15 protein-coding genes are annotated in these 17,794 nt (G+C 69.6%); all 15 read right to left on the reverse strand.

From position 1 onward, the window contains the following. Position 1: 1 nt before the first annotated feature. On the reverse strand, positions 2 to 445 hold the full coding sequence (locus tag ACFORO_RS29160; protein ID WP_377872189.1) for a lasso peptide biosynthesis B2 protein: 444 nt from the start codon (positions 443 to 445) through the stop codon (positions 2 to 4). Continuing rightward, on the reverse strand, positions 396 to 2,297 hold the full coding sequence (locus ACFORO_RS29165; protein WP_377872190.1) for an asparagine synthase-related protein: 1,902 nt from the start codon (positions 2,295 to 2,297) through the stop codon (positions 396 to 398). Before ACFORO_RS29165 ends, ACFORO_RS29160 begins: the two co-directional genes overlap by 50 nt. 9 nt (positions 2,298 to 2,306) lie before the next feature. Further along, positions 2,307 to 2,447 carry a lasso RiPP family leader peptide-containing protein gene (locus ACFORO_RS29170; protein ID WP_377872191.1) on the reverse strand — a complete coding sequence of 47 codons (141 nt, stop codon included), beginning with the start codon at positions 2,445 to 2,447 and terminating at the stop codon, positions 2,307 to 2,309. Between the two features lie 257 nt (positions 2,448 to 2,704). Further along, on the reverse strand, positions 2,705 to 3,559 hold the full coding sequence (locus ACFORO_RS29175) for a ParB/RepB/Spo0J family partition protein (RefSeq protein ID WP_377872193.1): 855 nt from the start codon (positions 3,557 to 3,559) through the stop codon (positions 2,705 to 2,707). Between the two features lie 1,267 nt (positions 3,560 to 4,826). Then, positions 4,827 to 5,519, reverse strand: a complete 693-nt coding sequence (locus tag ACFORO_RS29180) for an aspartyl/asparaginyl beta-hydroxylase domain-containing protein (protein ID WP_377872195.1) — start codon at positions 5,517 to 5,519, stop codon at positions 4,827 to 4,829. 34 nt (positions 5,520 to 5,553) lie between these two features. Next, a complete protein-coding gene (locus ACFORO_RS29185; RefSeq protein WP_377872196.1) occupies positions 5,554 to 6,777 on the reverse strand; it encodes an MFS transporter in 1,224 nt (407 codons plus the stop codon). Then, the gene (locus ACFORO_RS29190; RefSeq protein WP_377872198.1) at positions 6,777 to 7,973 is read right to left on the reverse strand and encodes a GNAT family N-acetyltransferase; all 1,197 of its coding nucleotides are present in this window, start codon (positions 7,971 to 7,973) and stop codon (positions 6,777 to 6,779) included. The genes ACFORO_RS29185 and ACFORO_RS29190 overlap by 1 nt, the downstream gene beginning before the upstream one ends. Then, positions 7,970 to 10,054, reverse strand: coding sequence for an aminotransferase class V-fold PLP-dependent enzyme (locus tag ACFORO_RS29195; RefSeq protein WP_377872199.1), 2,085 nt, complete (start codon positions 10,052 to 10,054; stop codon positions 7,970 to 7,972). The genes ACFORO_RS29190 and ACFORO_RS29195 overlap by 4 nt, the downstream gene beginning before the upstream one ends. Further along, a complete protein-coding gene (locus ACFORO_RS29200; RefSeq protein WP_377872200.1) occupies positions 10,036 to 11,226 on the reverse strand; it encodes an iron-containing alcohol dehydrogenase in 1,191 nt (396 codons plus the stop codon). Before ACFORO_RS29200 ends, ACFORO_RS29195 begins: the two co-directional genes overlap by 19 nt. Continuing rightward, positions 11,223 to 12,329, reverse strand: a complete 1,107-nt coding sequence (locus tag ACFORO_RS29205) for a thiamine pyrophosphate-dependent enzyme (protein WP_377872201.1) — start codon at positions 12,327 to 12,329, stop codon at positions 11,223 to 11,225. Before ACFORO_RS29205 ends, ACFORO_RS29200 begins: the two co-directional genes overlap by 4 nt. Beyond that, positions 12,326 to 13,216 carry an isocitrate lyase/phosphoenolpyruvate mutase family protein gene (locus tag ACFORO_RS29210; RefSeq protein ID WP_377872203.1) on the reverse strand — a complete coding sequence of 297 codons (891 nt, stop codon included), beginning with the start codon at positions 13,214 to 13,216 and terminating at the stop codon, positions 12,326 to 12,328. The genes ACFORO_RS29205 and ACFORO_RS29210 overlap by 4 nt, the downstream gene beginning before the upstream one ends. Further along, positions 13,213 to 14,325 carry a pyridoxal phosphate-dependent aminotransferase gene (locus tag ACFORO_RS29215; RefSeq protein WP_377872204.1) on the reverse strand — a complete coding sequence of 371 codons (1,113 nt, stop codon included), beginning with the start codon at positions 14,323 to 14,325 and terminating at the stop codon, positions 13,213 to 13,215. Before ACFORO_RS29215 ends, ACFORO_RS29210 begins: the two co-directional genes overlap by 4 nt. Beyond that, complete coding sequence (locus tag ACFORO_RS29220; protein WP_377872205.1) at positions 14,322 to 15,404, reverse strand: Ldh family oxidoreductase; 1,083 nt, start codon at positions 15,402 to 15,404, stop codon at positions 14,322 to 14,324. Before ACFORO_RS29220 ends, ACFORO_RS29215 begins: the two co-directional genes overlap by 4 nt. Next, positions 15,401 to 16,561: a glycerate kinase gene (locus ACFORO_RS29225; RefSeq protein WP_377872207.1), complete on the reverse strand. Its 1,161-nt coding sequence runs from the start codon at positions 16,559 to 16,561 to the stop codon at positions 15,401 to 15,403. Before ACFORO_RS29225 ends, ACFORO_RS29220 begins: the two co-directional genes overlap by 4 nt. Then, the gene (locus tag ACFORO_RS29230) at positions 16,558 to 17,469 is read right to left on the reverse strand and encodes a TauD/TfdA family dioxygenase (RefSeq protein ID WP_377872208.1); all 912 of its coding nucleotides are present in this window, start codon (positions 17,467 to 17,469) and stop codon (positions 16,558 to 16,560) included. Before ACFORO_RS29230 ends, ACFORO_RS29225 begins: the two co-directional genes overlap by 4 nt. Positions 17,470 to 17,794: the final 325 nt, after the last annotated feature.

Below are 17,794 nucleotides of genomic sequence, written 5' to 3' on the forward strand. Positions count from 1 at the left end.
GTCAGCTCCCGTTTTTCCGCGCGGACACAGTCATTTGCCGTTGCCATCGCGACATGTCGCCGGGCTCGCCCACCGCCGCTCCGTCCGCCTCGACCCACGCATGCGCGCGGAACGGATGAACCTGAACCCCGGTGTGCCAGGTCGGCCAGTGACCGTGCAGACGGCACCACATCGCCACTGCTATCGAGCGGGGCAAGCAGCCGTCGCCGGCGCACATGAGACTGGCGCGCATCACCGCGCGGTGCGCTGTTTCCGCCTCTTCCCTGCGGGAAGGACGGGCTCCGCGGCTCAGCACCTCCAGTACGCGACGAATCCGGAAGGGCGGGCATGCGGCGAGGATTCGGGCTGCGTAGACGACCGCCACCACCGGTATGCGGCGGACAAGCCCGGGCCCGTCAAGCCTGGCGAGGGCCGTAGCTGCGGCTTTCATTGTGCACCTTTGCATTCCGCGGGCATCCTGCCCGGCTCGGCATCAGGGACGGCGTGCCCGACGTGACACCGCGTAGCCACGTTTCGCAGTTGAGCGTCGTGATCATCGCAGGCAGTGCGGCACCGGGAGGCTGGGGCGACGTGCAAGCCAGGCGCAGGGCGTTCGCGTCGACAAGCCCGAACTCTGCCAGGACGGGATCCTCGCACAGTTCCGTGATCCGTCGGCGCTGCTTCCGGAAGCCCGCATGCACGTTTTCGGACATGTCGTTCTTCGTCGATCGCTGCATCAGCTCCGCGGGCACAGTGCCGGAGAGGCTCTCCGTCAGCAACGGCTTGAAGTCCCAAGGGCTCGACCGGTCATCGGGCCGCACCGCGAGACAGGATTCGATCACCCGGTCGTCGAGGAAGGGAGAAGCCATCGCGACACCGCCCCGTCCGGCGACCTGTCCGATGAGCCGGGCAACACGTCCGGACAAGCCGATATTCTCCAGCGACTGATGCTGAGATCGAGTCCGGGCAAGCGGTTCGGCATCGGCCGCGGCGGACAAGGCGCCCGCCACCACGCGCCTGCCTTCCTCGGTGACCCAGCCGGGCAGGCGCAGTCGCTGATTCCACGTCGGAGGCGGCGGATGCGGTCCGGACAGCGGCGAGGCCAAGTTCCGCGCGCATCCCGCCAGCCAGTCGCCGTAGGATCCCCGATCGCCGACCACTCCCCACAGATCCCGCAGCGACCAGCGCCGGAGCGCACGTTGACCGTACAGATGGTTCAGGGCGACCCGCGGGTTGCGCCTGGCCAACGTGTGAAGATAGGACGTCGGCGCGGTGAGCACCTCGTCACCGCCGTGCCCGGTGAGGTGCAGGGTCGATCCACGGGCTGCCACGAGTTGAGCGATCGCCAAGAACTTCGCGCTCTGGACGCCGACGAACGGTTCGTCGTGGGATTCCGGCGCATCGAACATTCCGTCCAGCGCACCAGGCAGGTTCGCGCCGTCCAGCAGGACGTGATCGGCGCCTGACATCTGTTCCGCGGCTCGCAACGCGCTGGCGGTGTCGTCGTCCGCCGTGGTCAGGCCGCACAACGTCACCGCCGTGAGGCGCGGATTCTTCAGCCAGGCCAGGTAAGCCACCGGCGTGGAGTCCATGCCGCCGGAAAGGTCGCAACTCGTCCGCGGGTGCGCGGACACCCGGTTGTCGACAGCCGTGCATAGGGCCTCCCGGAACGCCGAACTCGCTTCGGCTCTGCTGAGGGTCGCCTCCGGCGACTGCCACCACTGAGACGTCCGGACTGAGCCGCCGGTCGCGCGAAGTTCGGCGTCATGCCCAGGCGGCACTGCCTCGACGCCACACCAGGGAGTCCGGTTCGAAAGAGGGTGCGGCACCGCCGGAAAGATCAGCCGCAGCGCGATCGATGTCTCGTCCAGCGCTGCCGCCTGTGCGTCCGCGACGACGTCCGCGCGATTCGAGATCACGCAGTTCCCCGTGCCGCGCGGGTAAAACACACGGCGGGTGTTCGACAGGGTCCCCCGGACGCGAATGCGATCGCCCAGCGCGGCGATCACATGATGGCTTCCCGGCAGCCGTCTGGTCACGCGATCGAGATCCGCGTAGCTGGTGACGGGAGACAGCATGGAGTTGAGGTTCTCGTCGGGAACCGGGCAGAAGCCGAGCAGGGCCACGATGCCGGCCCGGCTCCTGTGCACGAAAAGATCGTCTGCACCCAGCACGCCCACGATCAGAGGGCGGCCCGATTCGTGTGTCGCGAGCACGCGGGAATCCGGAGTCGGACGGCGAACGGCGAGAGCGCCGTCGTGGTCAGGCACGACCACGAACACGCTCTCGCCTCCGCCGACTGTGTGGCGGTCAAGCATCAGCCGCTCTCAGTCCCAGAGCCAGGCGACGTCCCACGTGTTGCTGCCGATTCCGTTGGTGAGTTCGCCGAACTCGCCCACGGGCGTCATCGCCGGTCGCTCGTAGTCGATCGAAACATTCTCCGCTTCACCCAGAAGACGCTGATCCATGAATCTTCTCCTCACTTCGGAAAATTCCGAGAAATACCGGACCGAATATGCGAACCGGCCCGTCGCTTACGTTATCCCAGTGTTCGATGCCGAGCAACCGAAGAAGACGATTCCCTGTGCTCCCACAACCGCAAGCGCCGGAATCCATCTCAGTGAAGACATTTTCTTTTCACAATCGGCAAATCATGCCAGAATACGGAAACTCCCTGCAGTGCACGGATCTACCAAGAACGCCGAGACCGGCGGTACGTGAAATGTCACTTGGCGGCAGGTTCCAGCGCATCAGGTTCTGCCGATTGAGCGGAAACCTGTTCGGCGAACTCACGCCAGGTCTGAGAGCATTCCCGGGCAAGATTTGCCACGGAATTCGCCCGATGCGGCGGTACATGCGCGATGAGGCGGTTCCACTCGCACACCTGGTTGAGATGCAAGTCCAGCAGCCGGAGCAGAAAGCGGCCGGTATCGGTCTGTCGAAAAGCAGGGTCCTGCCGCAGCGACTGAAGTGTTTCCATGCTGGTTACGGCATTGCGGACGGCCGACGTGCGTGACCGGCGCTCCCGCCCTTCACTTCGCCCGCCGGCTTTCCCACCGGTGCCGCCACGCTCGTTCGGCTCGCCCCCGGGCGCGACCGACAGCTTGCTCCCTGTTCTCTGCGCGGGGAGTCGCCGGGCCTTGCCGTCCCGGCCGATGCGAACCGTCGGCTGAGGAATTTCCTCAGTCGACCGCATCCGCACAGCTCCGACTGTCTTGGGAGAGAGGCCGACCAAGCCGGCGATCCTGCGATCCGACCACTCGGCATGCGCCTTGACGATGCGAGCGGCGGCGGCCGTGCGGTCGGCCAATGTCAACGGCAGCCCGTGCGCCACGTTCGCCTGCACAGCCTTGACAAATGCTTCGTCCTCGGAGCCGTCGAAGAATCGCACCTCGACCGTCGAACAGCCCCGCAATTCGGCCGCCATCAACCGGTGCATGCCGTCGATGACCTTCATCGTGCCGCGGTGGACCAAGATCGGAGGGAGGTGGCCATGCACCTCGGCAAGAGCGTGGACATGGTCCATGTCGACGCCTTCAAGCCGGGGAGAGTCCTCGACCACCAGCACGTCGATTCGCATCGGTTGCGCCGCGTCTTCCGCAGCGGTTTCGCCGAGCGCCTTCGCGTCTGCCCATTCAGCACCCCGCCGCGCCAATCGGGTCCCGCTCGGCCCGCCGCCGCTCAACACCTGAGCGGCCTCCGAAGCCGAGTGTCCGTTCTTGCCTGCCGATCTCCGCGTGCAACCATCCAAGAGTCCTCCCCTGACCGTGAACGCCCCCACCGTTTCCAGCCCGCGCCGACGCAAGGCGGCTGCAGTGAAGTGAACGTCCGATGGCTGAATCCCCCGACGGAAGACACCGCAACGTTGCGTGTCTTTATTGTCACAGTAACCCGGACTTGGGACATGTCAAGCGGTTTCACGACCGCTGGGACACCGCCGGGAAACCGTCTTCAGCCACACGCCGCACGACCGGAGACCGCGGCGGGCACGTCCGTGCTGTGCGTGCGGCCGCCCCGTTTTTGGCGGATCCGGCCGATCGCGTTGCAGGCCTGGGCCGGGGACAGCTGCGACCAGAGGGCAATCGCAGGTCGTTGCACTGACTTTCGCTGTGGATAGTCTTGGTTAAGGCGGCTGCGGTGGCCGATGAGTTCCGCTTCAATAGCGGAGCAAATGATTCGCACACCGCGTTGTGCAGCATCATCCTTTCCGTATCGCTGACAAATGCGCCGACGGTTGCCGCGAGATCACCGAACTGGGCTGAGGGTTCCCGGCGACCGCTGCCGGGGGAAGGCCGATGACGTTGCCGAGCGCGCGCTGGTGGCCGGCGGTGGCCCGGCCTAGCCGTCCACGCTTGGCCAACGGTGTCGGCAGTGCCTCGGATTGCCCGCGATTCGCTGTGGCAAACGGCCTTGACGCGGGGCGCGTGCGCCTCGAAGCAGCAGTGGTGCAATCGATCCGAACTGGACGGTCAGCGTGTGCTCGCGCTGCGCGAGCGTCCCTTGCCTCCGAACAGGACAGTCGCTCGACGGCACGAAGTCCTGCCACCAGTCGGCGGAAACACGGTAAGAAACGGTTGCCGCTTGACCGCCAGCAAGAACGGAGCGCTTTCGTAGGTCAAGGCGTACGGTGCTGCAAGGCCGGTGCGCCTTGGTCCCGATCAGCTACGTGCCTTACGGGACGGCCCGCGATCACTCACGCGCCTTCGACCGTTTCCTCGGCACTGGTGCGCTGCGCGCGGCGGCCTCCCCGCCGACTGGGCGCCGGGAGGTCCTGGTGCTTTCCGCGGTGCCCGCACGAAGCACGCCGTCGACGACAGTCCGAACAGGACTTGCGGCCGGCCGCGAGACTAGATGTCGCCGTTGGTGCCGTTGATGAATTGACCCGACCACTTGCGCTTGAGCCGAAGGCTCGCCAGGTTCACCCGGTCTCGGAGAATTCCCATCGGGCGGCGGATGTCGATGATCACGACGATCCGGTCCTCTTCGCTCTCGTTGCTGACCTCGTGCTCGAAGGTGTCGTCGATGAGCACGCTTTCCCCCTCTCGCCAGGTGTAGTGCTCGGTGTCGACCCGCAACCGCGGCGGGTTTCGCCGCGGCACCATGATCGCGAGGTGATAGCGGAGAATTCCCGCGTAGGGACCGTTGTGCGCGTTGAGCTTCACTCCTGGTTCGAGGACCGAGATCATCGCGTTCACCACCTTCGGCGTCCGCTCGGCGAAAGACAGGATCGTCGGGCAGTCCTCCCGCGCTTTCGGGTTCGCGACGCCGAGCATGTAGGCGTAGTAGAGCCGCCAGTTGTCGGACACCTCCGCCGCGCGGACGGGGTCGATGTCGCGGTACTGGGGCAGGTCGCGCCTGCCGACCAGGGCCAGCACCTCGCTTTTGACCTGGTCGAACTGCGATTCGAGCTGTCGTGCCTCGGGAAACAGTTTGTACGGGGACATGATCCGGAAACGCTTCTCGCCGCCGCTGGTGCGCAGGAAGTAGCTGTTGATCGCGTTCCGGACGCCCGGCTGGTCGACGCTGAGCGAGCCTTTCATGTGATGCTCCTTGGGTGGAAGGTGTGCTTTCGGTTCAATCGGTGCCTTCGGCGTGCGAAACCGCCTTGGTGCCATGACGGCGGAGGAGCAGATGGATCGCCACCCCGCCGCAGATGATCGCGGCGCCCCAGCAGACGATCACCATGCGCACCGACAGGACGAGGGTCAGCGTGCCGAGACCCAGCGCGACGGCGAGCCATAACGCGGACAACACCAGCTGGGACACCGCGAGGATCCGGCCGGTGTAATCCGGCGGCGCTTCGGCCTGGACATAAGCGCGGAACAGCACGAGCGAGCCCAGCGCCGCCCCGCCGACGAACCCGGCCAGCACGATCGACCACGGCAGGTTCGTCGCGGTCGCCAGCAGCGTCATCGCGCAGCCGGTAAGCAGCAGCGAGCCGGTGTGGTAGCGCGGGTCGTCATGCGCGTGGGAAAGCTTCACGCACACCAGCCCCGCGAGGAACGCGCCGACGCCCCAAGCCGCGTCGATCAGCCCGTACTCGGCGGCGCCCATCCCGTTGTCGTTCTTGACGAAAGCGGGCAGCACCGCGTTGATGCCGGAGATAAGGCTGCCGGGTATCGCAGCGAAGAGGGCCGCCAAGAGCAGTCTCCGGTGCGCGAGCAGCACGCGCCAGGCATCCGCCATGTCGCGGAACAGCAACCCGCTCGTGCGTTTGGTCGCCGGCTTGGTAGTGCGCCGCGACGGCATGGCCAGGAGCATGCCGCTCGTGAGTACGCGGCCGGCGAGGCCGAGAAGCAGCGGAGCGGTGTCGCCGAGCGCCGGAATGGCGGCCCCGCCCAGCCCCGCCCCGATGAACACCCCGACCTGCGACACGGCCTGCCAGACCCCATTCGCGCGCAGGAGTCCCTTGCGGTCGAACAATTCCGGCAGCAGAGCGCTGTAGCTGGCCGAGGACAACGAATACAGCCCGCTGACCAGCGCCCCCGCGACCAGCACGTGCCAGGGCTGCAGCTGCCCGAGGCCGGCGAGGAGCGGGATCGCGCCGAGCGGCAGGACCCGGCCGAGTTCGGTGGCCACGGTGACCGCGCGCCGGGAGAAGCTGTCGATCAGCGGTCCCCCGAAGAACGCGGCGGGCACTCCGGCGCCCGCGTTGAGCGCGGCCATCACCGCGAGGTGGAGCGGGGTGCCGCCGAGGGCGAGGACCAGCCAAGCCAGCACGACGATGTCCAGGCCGGTGCACAGGGTGGAGAGCGCACGCGCGCCCAGCAGCAACCGGAAAGCGGGGGTGCCCAGCATCAGAGCTCGGCCCTTCCGGCATCGGCGATCCGGTCGAGCCGGTCCCGGAGACCCGCGGGACACATCGGACCGAGCTCTTCGCGCAGTTCCCGCGCCTTGGCCCGGTTGTGCCGGGCGGTGTCCTCGTCCGACCAGCCGGGCGGAGGGCGCAGCAGCATCGACCACACGGGCACGGGTTCGCCGCCCCGCAACAGTTTCTGCCGGTATCCCGCCACGCCGAGGTCGAGCTCGCGCAGTCCGTTCCGCACGCAGTACCGGACCGGTTCGTGGATCATCAGGTTGAAGTACTCGGCGTGGTCGCCGATCCGGTCGTAGTCGAGTCCCGCGGAGCGGCCGACCAGCGTCCGGCCGTGCCGGATGCACGAGAAGTAGCCGAGGGCGCGGCCTTCGTGGCGGCAGACGAAGGCGAACAGCGCGTCGCCCAGGACCGACTTCAGCTGGCGGTAGCGCCCGACGAAATAGTCGGCGTCGCCGTAGCTGCCGTGCCGGCGCTGGGTGCTTTCCTGCAGCTCGCCGATCTCGCGGAGGTTGTCGTCGGTGATGTCCTCGACGGTCACCGACCGACCGCCTCTGGCCAGCAGCCGTCGCTCCCAGCGCACCCGGTCGCGGTCCCGTTTGCGCAGACCCGCTTCGTACTCCTGCTCCGAATCGGCGTGCACCGGCACCGAGATCCGCATCGCTGTCAGCAATACCGGCCGGCCGGGCAGCAGTTCCCGCAGCCGCGTCATGTCCGGTCCGGTCAGGTGCGCGGCGAACGCGGTCCCAGCCCCCGCAGCCGCCTCGCGCTCCGCCGCCGCGGCCCATGCCTCCAGCCCGCCGTTCACCACGGGTGCGGTTCCGTAGCCCGAGGCGTTTCCCACCACGGTCACCGGTTCCCAGCGGCGGGCGGCCTCGTCGGTCACCCGGTCCGCGCCGCCGAAGAGCGTGCCGGGATGGAGGTGTGCGTTGGCGGGACCGTCGCGGTACCGGAACAGCGGGACGATCGCGCGCAACGTGCCGTCGGCGTCCCGTACGACCAGTACCCGCTCCTCCGCGCCGTTCTGCCCGAGCATGGCGAGGTTCCAGGTCCTGGCCGAGTAGAAACCGATTCCGGTCGGGGCCGCCAGGTCGTCCCATTCCGCCGGCGCAGCGGGAAGCGGGCGCTCCTCTGTCGCGAAAGCGCCGCCGCGGCCGGTTGCCGGCGTGCGGGCGGTCATGCCGCGGGCCCCGTGAGCGCGACCAAAGGACGGGGGGCCAGGCCCATCTTGCGTTTGAACGGTTCGTTGAGGCGTCCGCACTCCGCGATTTCGACCCCGGACGACCACATCAGTTCCAGCATCTGCCACCACATCCGGTAATAGGGGCTGAAGGCGACGTCCGGCCGGTCGCGCAGATACCCGGCGGCCCAGTACTGCAGCCGGGCCGCTTCGAGAAAGCTCACGCCGACGGCCAGCGTGTCGCCGCCGGCGTCGCAGACCTCCAGCACCCGCACGGGCTCCCCCAGCTCGCGCAGGAACGCCGCGAGCTTGACCGGGTCGTAATACCGCGGCGACCCGGCCCGGGTTGCGGTGGCGGCCACGAACTCCATCAGCCGGGGAAGCTCGGGATGGTCGGCTCGGCGGATCTCGCACCGGGCGCCCTGGTCTTCGGCCCGGCGCAGCTGCCTGCCGAGTTCGCGGCGGGCCGAGCCGCGGAGCGAGGCGAGGTAGGACGGGCCGTCGGGAGCGAGCGCACGCGGCAGCACCCAGCGCGGGACGAGTTCCTCGCGCTGAAACCCGTGCTCGCCGAGCGCGCGGACGGTGTCCGTGCCGTCCTCGAGGTTGATGAAGCCCCATCGGGCGCATCCGGTCTCCGCCGCCTGGGTTCCGAACGCTTCGCCCAGTGCCCGCAGGGATTCGTCGTCGCGCGCGAGCACTCTCGCGCCGGGGCAGTGCCACATCGGGGAGAGAAAAGCCTGCTCATTATCGCGCAGGCCAAGCAGTCCGAGCGGATCGCCCTGGAGGTAGGCGGGCGCGGCGGCCAGCAGCCCGCCGCCGGCGTCGCGCACTTCCAGATAGCGCGGGAGGGCGATCTTCTGCACGGGATGGTGTTCGTAGGCGCGCAGGAACGCCCTGGTGTGGAACACCGGCGCGTCGAGATCCTTCGCCAGTTCGTCCCACTCCGGGCCGAGCTCGTCGGCGGTGCGGAGCACCCTGATCTCCCGCCGCCCGCGACCCGGCGAGCTCCGGGAGAGCGTGGTGACGTGGGCGATCGTCTCTGCGCAGGCCACCACGTCGTCGGGCGCGACCGGGCCCATGTGGCCGATCCGGAGGACGTCGCGTTTCCACGCGCCACGCCCCGAGGACACCCATACGTCGTGCCGGGCGGAAAGGGTGTCGCGGACCCGTTCCGCGGCCGGCTCCGGCAGGCGAACCGCAGTGACCGTCGGCGAGCACAGCGGCTCCGGAGGCACGACGACGAGTCCTCGCGCACGCAAGGCCTCCCGGCAGAGGCGCGCCGTCTCGGAGTGCCTCGACCAGACGTTTTCGAGGCCCTCCTTCTCGATCTCGGCGACCGCCGCCTCCAGTGCGAAGACCACCGACAGGTTCGGGGTGTACGTGGTGGTGGACTCGCGGGCATGCGCGGCAGCGCGGGCGAGATCGAGGTAGTAGCTGCCCGCTCCGGGAGCTGCGGCCCTGGCGAGCGCCCGCTCCGACACGGCCGCCAGCACGAGACCGGGCGGACAGGCGAGCGCCTTCTGGGTCACCCCGACCGCGACGTCGAGGCCCAGCCGGTCGAACGCGATCTCGGTCGCGCCCAGACTGCTCACGACGTCGACCAGGATGAGGCAGTCGCTGACCGACCGGACAGCTGTGGCCCACTGCTCCAGCGGAGCTAGCACACCGGTCGAGGTTTCGTTGTGCGTCAGCAAGACTGCCTGGTAGCCCTCGCCTGCCTTCGCGCGGATCTCCTCGGTCGGGGGCACGTCGCCCCACTCGGATTCCAGGACGTCGACCTCGGCGCCGTGGAACGCGGCGATCTCGCCGAAACGCGCGCCGAAGTAGCCTTGCTGCACCGACAGCACGCGATCGCCCCGCCGCAGCACCGACGCGGCCGCCGCCTCCAGCCCGCCCGTGCCGGAGCAGGTCAGCACCAGCACCGGCCCGGCCGTGCCGAACACTTTTGCCAGCCGCGCCGTCAGGTCTGCCAGCCGGTCGCGAAACTCCCGCGAGCGATGGCTGATCATCCGTTCGCCGGCCATCGCCTCGAGCGTCGCCCCGCTCACCTCCGCAGGGCCGGTCATTCGGTAGTTGCGCATGGCACATCGCCCTTCCTTCGCCGGTCCGCGGCGCTCGATCCGGCAGGCAACAGGCCCTCGACCGCGGCACGGACGCGCGCCCGGTCGAGGACGACCGGGGTACCGCTCACCCGGTTCGAAGCCATTCCCTCTTCCACCACGAGTCCGGCGAGACCGGGTTCGCGCTCGGCGCGGCAGTCCGCGGGCAGGCCGCGGGCGGTGATGAGCGACCGGATCGTCGCGCCGAGGTCGCGCTCGCCCGCGCGAAGCAGCCGCCGCAATGTCGCGACCGCTGCGGCGACCGCCGCCGGATCGTGGTCGTCCGGAATCTCCGCTGACCCCGCCTGCTCGACCATCGGCGCCAGCCAGGTCAGGTGCATCGCACAGGCGAGGCCGTGCGGCACACCGAGATGGGCAGTGAGCGGATAGGCCAGCGCGTGCGCCGCGGTGGTGCGGGTGATGTCGATGGCCCGTCCGGCAAGAGTCGCGGCTTCGCAGAGCAGATCCCGCTCAGCGGCCGTAGGAACCTCGCCCGCCTCGCGCAGGATCGGGACGACCTTGCCGAGCGCGGCCTCGGCGTGGTCCCGGGATTGTTCTGTCGCGCGGAGCGACCACAGCGATTCGACGGCGTGCGCCAGCGTGTCGAAAGCACAGCTCCAGGTGAGGGCGGGCGCACAACTGTCGGTCAGCGCGGGATCGACCAGCGCGACGTCGGCCCGTACCGCCGCGTCGTCGAGCGAAACCTTGCGGCTCCCCCGGTACAAAGTCGCGAACCGGGTGACCTCGCTGCCCGAGCCCGCGGTCGTCGGAACGAGCACCAGTCTGGCTCCGTGGAGCGGAGCGCGGCGTCCCTCGAGCACCTCCGCGGCCGCAGAGGGTTCGGGGGGCAACGCCCGGGCCGCCTTGGCGATGTCGAGCGAAGACCCGCCGCCCACGCCGACCACCAAGGTGGCGCCGCAGTCCGCCCTGGCCCCAGCCGCAGCCACCGCCTCATCGAACGTGGGATTCGGCCGGAAGCCGGAGAAGACGCGGGTGCCCGGCGGGAGCCGGCGCGCCAACCCGAGCCGTCGCACGGTGCCTCTGCTGGCGACCACGAGCGTGCCTGCCCAGCCAAGCCCCGCGAGCTCCGTGAGCCTGCCGGACACACCCCTCCCGGCGATCACCGGGACGCTCGGTTCGGCAAACGCTGTCACGACGCCTGCCCGGCAGCCGCGCCGCGGAACCGTTCGGCGACCGCGTCGAGCCCCATGGCCGCGGACGCCCTCGGGTGCACCTCGTCCGGCGTCGGCGCGGCTTTGAGGACGCACAGCACCGGCCCCGGTGCGGACAGCGCGGCCCGCACCTTGACGGTGAGGGTGCTTTCGTCGTCGCACGTCAGGACCGTCCGGTACCCGAGCCCTCCGCCGAGGGAGTCCCAATCGAGGCCGGCCGAGGTGCTGCGCTGGCAGCCGGTGGATTCGTAACATCCGTTGTCCACCACCACATGCACCAGCTGCGCGGCACCGGAAGCGGCGACGGTGCTCCCGGTGCCCAGGTGCATGAGGAAAGCGCCGTCGCCGTCGAGCACCACCACCCGGCGTCCGGGCCGGGCTGTCGCCAGGCCCAGTCCGATGGCCGCGGCGTGGCCCATCGAACCCTGCATGTAGAACGTCTCCGGCCGGTCCCGCTCGTGATGAGCCTGCCGCGACAGATAGCCGGTGGTGGTGACCAGCAGTTCATCGGTCAACTGCTCGAACAGGGCGGCGACCGCGGCCGCCCGGGTCAGCCCGGACTCCCGCACCGGCTCCTTCTCCGCTGCTTTCCCAATCGATTTCCTCGGCACCAAAAGGAAGAACGGGTCGTTCTTGGCGCGCGCGCGGGCCGCGTCGTCCAGCGCTTCGCCGAGCCCGTCCGGCCGGAGCACCGTGTGCGGGATGCCGAAGCCCGCGAGCATCGAGAGGGTGGCAGAGCCCATCACCGCGTGCTGAGCCTCGTCCTCGCCGGGGTCCGGCCAGCCGCGCAGCGTCATGACCACCAGCACCGAGACGCGGTAGGGCAGCACGAGCGAGGTCAGCGGGTTGACCAGGTTGCCGAATCCCGAGTTCTGGCACAGCACCGCGGCCTGCTCCCCGGCGAGCTCCCAGCCCGCGGCCAGCGCCAGCGCGGCGCCCTCGGACGCGGCCGGGGTCAGGTCGCCCGCACGGTCGAAGAGCGTCCAGGGCCCGGCCAGATGACCGCACGGGACGCCCGTCACCCGGCGTGTGCCGTAGGCGCGCAACTCCTTGACGAACGACTCTGCCGGCAGTACCCCGCTCAACGGTCCCTGCCCAGCCACTGGTTCATGCCGGACAGGTCGAAGATCTCCTTCACCGACGCGATATGCGGTTCGATGCCGGTGGTCGACCCCTCGGCGAGCACGGTCGCCCAAGCGTCGCGCACCGCCCGCACCGTCGCCCGCATGCCCTGGTTCGCGTAGATCACCATGGCGATGCCGGCGTCGTTCGCCTCTCGGACCGAGAACCGCGCGTAGGTGGTGGGCACCACGACCACCGGTGCACGGTGCCGCCACCGGTCCATGAAGGCGATCACTTCCGCCGAATCGACGGCCTTCGAGTGCACCAGCACCGCGTCGGCGCCGACATCGACGTAGTGGTGGCAGCGACGGAGCGCCTCATCGACCCCGAGGCCGCAAATGAACGCCTCCGTCCTGGCGATGAGGACCGTGTCCGGGTGCCGCTGGGCCTGCTTCGCGGTCGTCAGTTTCTGCCCGAACTCTTCGGCCTCGAGAAGCTGCTGTCCGGCGTCGACGAAGCTGTTCCGCTTCGGGAACACCTTGTCCTCTATGCAGACCGCGGCGACGCCGGTGTCCTCGTAGCACATCATCGTGTACGCAGCGTTGAGGTTTCCGCCGAATCCGGTGTCGCAGTCCGCCACCACCGGGACGGCCACCGACCGTTGGATCGTGGCCGCACCGGAGAGGAATTCGGCCATGCCGAGAAGACTGACGTCCGGAAGCCCGTGCGCCGCCGAGATCTCCAGTCCGGACGCCCAGATGGCGTCGAATCCGGCTTCGGCGGCCAACCGGGCGCTGAGCCCGTCGTGCGCGCCTGCCACGCGGAGAAGCTTCTTCTCGGCGAACGCGCGTCTCAGCATGGACGCCCGCGCACCGGGTGCTTCGATCAGGTTCGCAGTTTCCGTTGTCATCGCAGCCCTTCACTCTTTTCGGCTGTTCCGTTCGCAGCCGTCCCCAGGAATTTCGACAGGCGGTCAGCGGCTTCCGACAGGAGGCCAGGCGCCGCCGCGACACAGAGCCGGACATGGCCCGGCAAACCGAAGGTGGATCCCGGCCGCAGGCGGACCCCGGCGTGTTCGGCCAACTCCGCGCACAGCACCCGGTCGTCACGCCATTCCGGCCGTGCCTTCGCGAGCCCCGAAGCGTCGAGGCACAGGTAGATACCGCCGTGCGGGACGATCACGCTGACTCCCGGTACGGCCGACATCGCCCGTACGGCGTGTTCGCGCAATGCCGCCAGGCGGCGCGCCCGATCCGGCACGGAGTCCTGTTGCCGGTCGAGGACCGCGGCGACGGCGGACTGCGCCAGGGTGCTGACCGGCCCGGTGGTGTGCTCCACGATGTTCCGCACCGCCGCCGTCAGCGGCGCGTCCGCCCACACCCAGCCGATCCGGAGACCGGCCAGCGCATGCACCTTCGAAGCACCGCCGACCACGGCCTCGCACGGGCCTGCCCGCACCCCGCCCGCGTCTTCGCCGCCGTAGGCCCAGTAGATGTCGTCGACGACCAGAAGCAGCCCGTGCCGTGCGCACCAGGCGCGGATCGCAGCGAGGGTCCCGGTGTCGTAGACAGCTCCCGTCGGATTGACCGGGCTGTTCACCACGAGCGCTTTCGTTCGCCCGTTACGCGCGGCTTCGAGCCGATCGGGGTCCGGCAGCCAGCCGTTCGCGGGATCGCCCGGCACGCGCACCGGCCGGGCACCGGCGAGCCGCAGCATCTCGGGGTAGTGGCTCCACCGGGGTTCCGGGACGAGGATCTCGCCGCCGGACGCCGAAGCCGTGACGACGCTGAACAGCCCGTGCCGCCCGCCCGCGGTGACGGTGATCTGCTCGGGGTCTACGTCGGAACCGACCCGCCGGGCGTAGTGCGCGGCGACCGCGGAGCGCAGCCCCGTCTCTCCGCAGGATGCCGCGTAAGCGGTGACCTCCGGTCCGGAGACAGTCTGGGCGAGCGCTTTCAACGCCGGTTCGGCCAGCGGCTCGATCACCTGGCCCGAGGACAGGTCGATCACCCCGGTCATCCGTCGCCGCCCTTGGCCTGGAGCGGGCTGATGCCGGTGAGGGCCGCGATCTTCGCCAGGTCGGTCACCACCGGCGGCAACAGCGGGATGCCGTCGGCGGCGCGCTGTCGCGCCGACCTGCGGCGCCGGTCGCCCGGCATGCGCACCGGGACGTCCGGCTTCGCGGGTCTGGCCGAGCGGACCTCGGCGGTCAGCCGGTGCACCTCGCCGGCGACGACGTCCGGTTCGCCGAGCGCTCCGAGGTCGAGGCATAGCACGAACTGCCCGAGACCCGCTCCGCTCTCGTCGTAGGTGTGTTTGCTCCACCGCGCGCCCGCCAACGGGCCGCACAGCAGTTCGGCGAGCAACGCGAGCCCGGATCCTTTGTGCCCGCCGTATTCCTCGCCGAGGCCGCCGAGCGGCAGGAGCGCGAATCCTGCCCGCGCCTTCAGCCCGGCAACGACCGCGGGGAGGTCCGTGGCGGATTCGCCGTCCGGGCCGACCGCCCAACCGGGGCGCATCGGCCTGCCTTCGCGGCGAAGACGTTCGAGCTTGCCGCGCGGCACGATGCTCGTCGCCGCGTCGAAACACAGCGGGCCGTCCGTGCTGGGCACGGCGTAGCTGATCGGGTCGGTGCCGAACATCGGCTCGCCCGCGCCCGACGGAGCGACCTGCGGCGTGGCGTTGGTGGTGGCGATCGCGAACATGCCCGCGCGTGCGGCGCGTTCGGTGTACCAGCCCGCGATGCCGATGTGGTTCGAGCGGCGCACCGCCACTGCCGCGATTCCCTGCGCACTAGCACGTTCGACGGCCAGGTCCATCGCGAAGCACAAAGCGGGCTGCCCGAGCCCGTTGTGCGCGTCGACCACGGCGACCGCGCCGTGGTCGCGCACGACCTCCGGCGACGCGAGACCGTCGATCGCGCCTTCCCGCAATCCCTCGACGTAGCGGCGCAGCCGGGCGACGCCGTGACTGTCCACACCGGACAGATCGGCAGCGACCAGCACCTCCGCGGTCAGGTCGGCATCGGGACCGGACGCACCCGCCGCCCGCAACGCGGTCGCGGCGAACGCGCGCAGTTCAGCGGCTCCGACGATCATGACGGCATCACCGCCGCGGACGGCGTGCACGCGCGTGCCGCCGCGTCGGCCAGTCCGCTCCACAGCTCAGCGCCGGTCAACGGCGACGCGGGCGGCGGATCGGCGACCGGGTAGTGGCTGATGAGCGGATCCGGGGAGCGCCCTGCGAACCGGATCGCCACTACGCCGGTGGGGAGCCCGTCCGCGGCGCGCCGGGCGGCGACAGTACCCGGAAGCTTGCCCCGCCAGGTGCTCTCGTCCACTTTTCCTTCCGCGGTGACAGCGAAATCCGCCGACCCCACCGCGCCTGTTCTGTCCACCATCTCGAGAAGTGCCTCCGCCCCGGGTTTCGCCTCCGCCTCCGCCGCCGCGGCCAGTCCGAACCCGATCCCGCCGCCCGCCCCGAACCAGCCGCGGCGGAACCGGGCCGGGGCGGCTTCGTCGCCTGCCGCCGCGAGCAGGCTGGTGAACTGGCTCAGCGCGCCCGCCGCGATCGGCCGGTCCTGTTCGGTCATGCCCTTCTGCGCCCCGAAAAACGCGAGGTTCTCCGCCAGCGAGGGACGGACGTCCGGCAGCAGGCGCAGGGTCACGCCGTCGAGGAGCCGCCGGGCTGGGGCCAGGTCGATCCGCGCTACTTCGCGCAGCGTCGAGGGAACGGGGACGACACGCTTGCCCGACGAGTCGAGGAACCGCGCGCCGAGCGCGTGCAGCGCGCCCGCTCCGCCGTCGACAACAGCCGTGCCGCCAAGGGCGAGCAGAAGGACTTTCGCTCCCTTGGCGATCGCGTGCGCGATCACCGTGCCGACCCCCGCCGAACTCGCCGTGAGCGGACGGAGATGCCGTGGGTTCGTTCCGCCGAGCCCGCAGATCGACGCGGTCTCCACGACCGCGGTGCCGGAGTCCAGTCCCAGCCAGGAAGTCCGCTGTCCGCGACCCAAGACGTCCTGGGCGGTGACAGGCATCAACCGGCCGCCGAGGACCTCGTGCAGCACGGCCAGCGTGCCGTCGCCTCCGTCTGCCAGCGGCAGCACAGTCACCCTGGCATGCGGAAGCGCGCGCCGGACGCCGACGGCGAGCGCGTCGGCGACCTGGACGGACGTGGCATGGCCACGCAGGCAGTTCGGAGCGACAACCACGCTGCTGATGCGTCGCGCGGCCGCCCGGATATCGGGACTCATCCGCACACGGCGGAGCGCCCGCGGACCCAAGTGCGCAGCAGCAGCCGCGTGCGGTCGGGTTCGTCCTGGAATTCGGTGCGCCCGTGCAGCAGGGAGAGATTGTCGAACAGGGCGAGTTCGCCTTCGCGCAGCTTGCCTGCCCTCGTGAGGCCGCCGGCGGCGACAATCCGGTCCAGCTCGTCCAGCGCGGTGCGCTGCCGCTCGGTCAACGGCGGGATTCCGGGGTGTTCGTGCCCCCGCTCGATGTAACCGCGGAGATAGCTGATCGCCGGCTTTCCGTGCTGAGTGAACAACACCGGCTTCAGGGTGGTCGGCGGTTCGCCCGGAGCCTGGTCGCCCCTGCGGTCGAAATGGAATGGCTCGCGCAGCGCCGCGGTCGCGTCGCCGCTGGCGGCGAGGGCGGCTTCCAGATCGCGAATGTGCACGAACTCCAGGGCTCCGCCCCGCACGGATTGCCGGACGCACAGGAGAGTGAAGAACTCGGGCGCCGGGAGCGGAGCCTCCGCGCCGTCCGTGTGCAGGCTGCCGCCGAACCGGGAGTCCGAGTATCGCGCCCGCGCGCCTTCGCCGATCGCCGTTCCGCGATCCCGCACCTCGCGGACCAGGTTGCCCTCCCCGTCCTGCGGGAGCGGTTCGCCGAGCAGGCTCGTGAACCGCACCAGCGCGGTCTTGTTCCTCTCGTCGTCGAGGGGGAAGCCAGTCAGGACGAGAACTCCCTGGCCAAGCTCGACGTGCTTCCTGACCAAGGCAGCGAGTTCGTCGCGCGCCTCGTGCGGGTCCGGGTCCTCATCGTCGGCGACGAGGAAGGCGCGAAGCGCTCCGGCGAGCGGGACGCGAGACGCGCCGAAGCTGTCGACTTCGGCTCTGGCGTCCGCGGCATCGCGAGGCGTTGCCAAAAACTCGACCAACGGATCCCCCTCTGTCCGTTTTGCGCACCTGCCGCCAGAAAACTGCCAAGTTCCGGCAGCGCGCCGAATCACGGCAAGGTGCTCCCCAGATTTTTATTGCCCCAGTAGTGCACAATTAACGAAAATGTAGTCTAGATGTCATCTTGTCCGAGTGTCAAGGCGGCGTCCGCGTCAGCCGAGCGCCGTACTGCTCCTTTCGGGCCGCGACCTTCTGCGTTTCTTGACAATTTTTGCGTCCGTTTCGCCGTTCCGCGCGCGGTGCGCACAGCAGGCGGATGCGATCGCTGCGCCGAAGGACGGAACATCAGGAACGAACGGACCACCG

It is taken from the genome of Amycolatopsis halotolerans, assembly GCF_042647905.1.
Classification (GTDB): domain Bacteria; phylum Actinomycetota; class Actinomycetes; order Mycobacteriales; family Pseudonocardiaceae; genus Amycolatopsis; species Amycolatopsis halotolerans.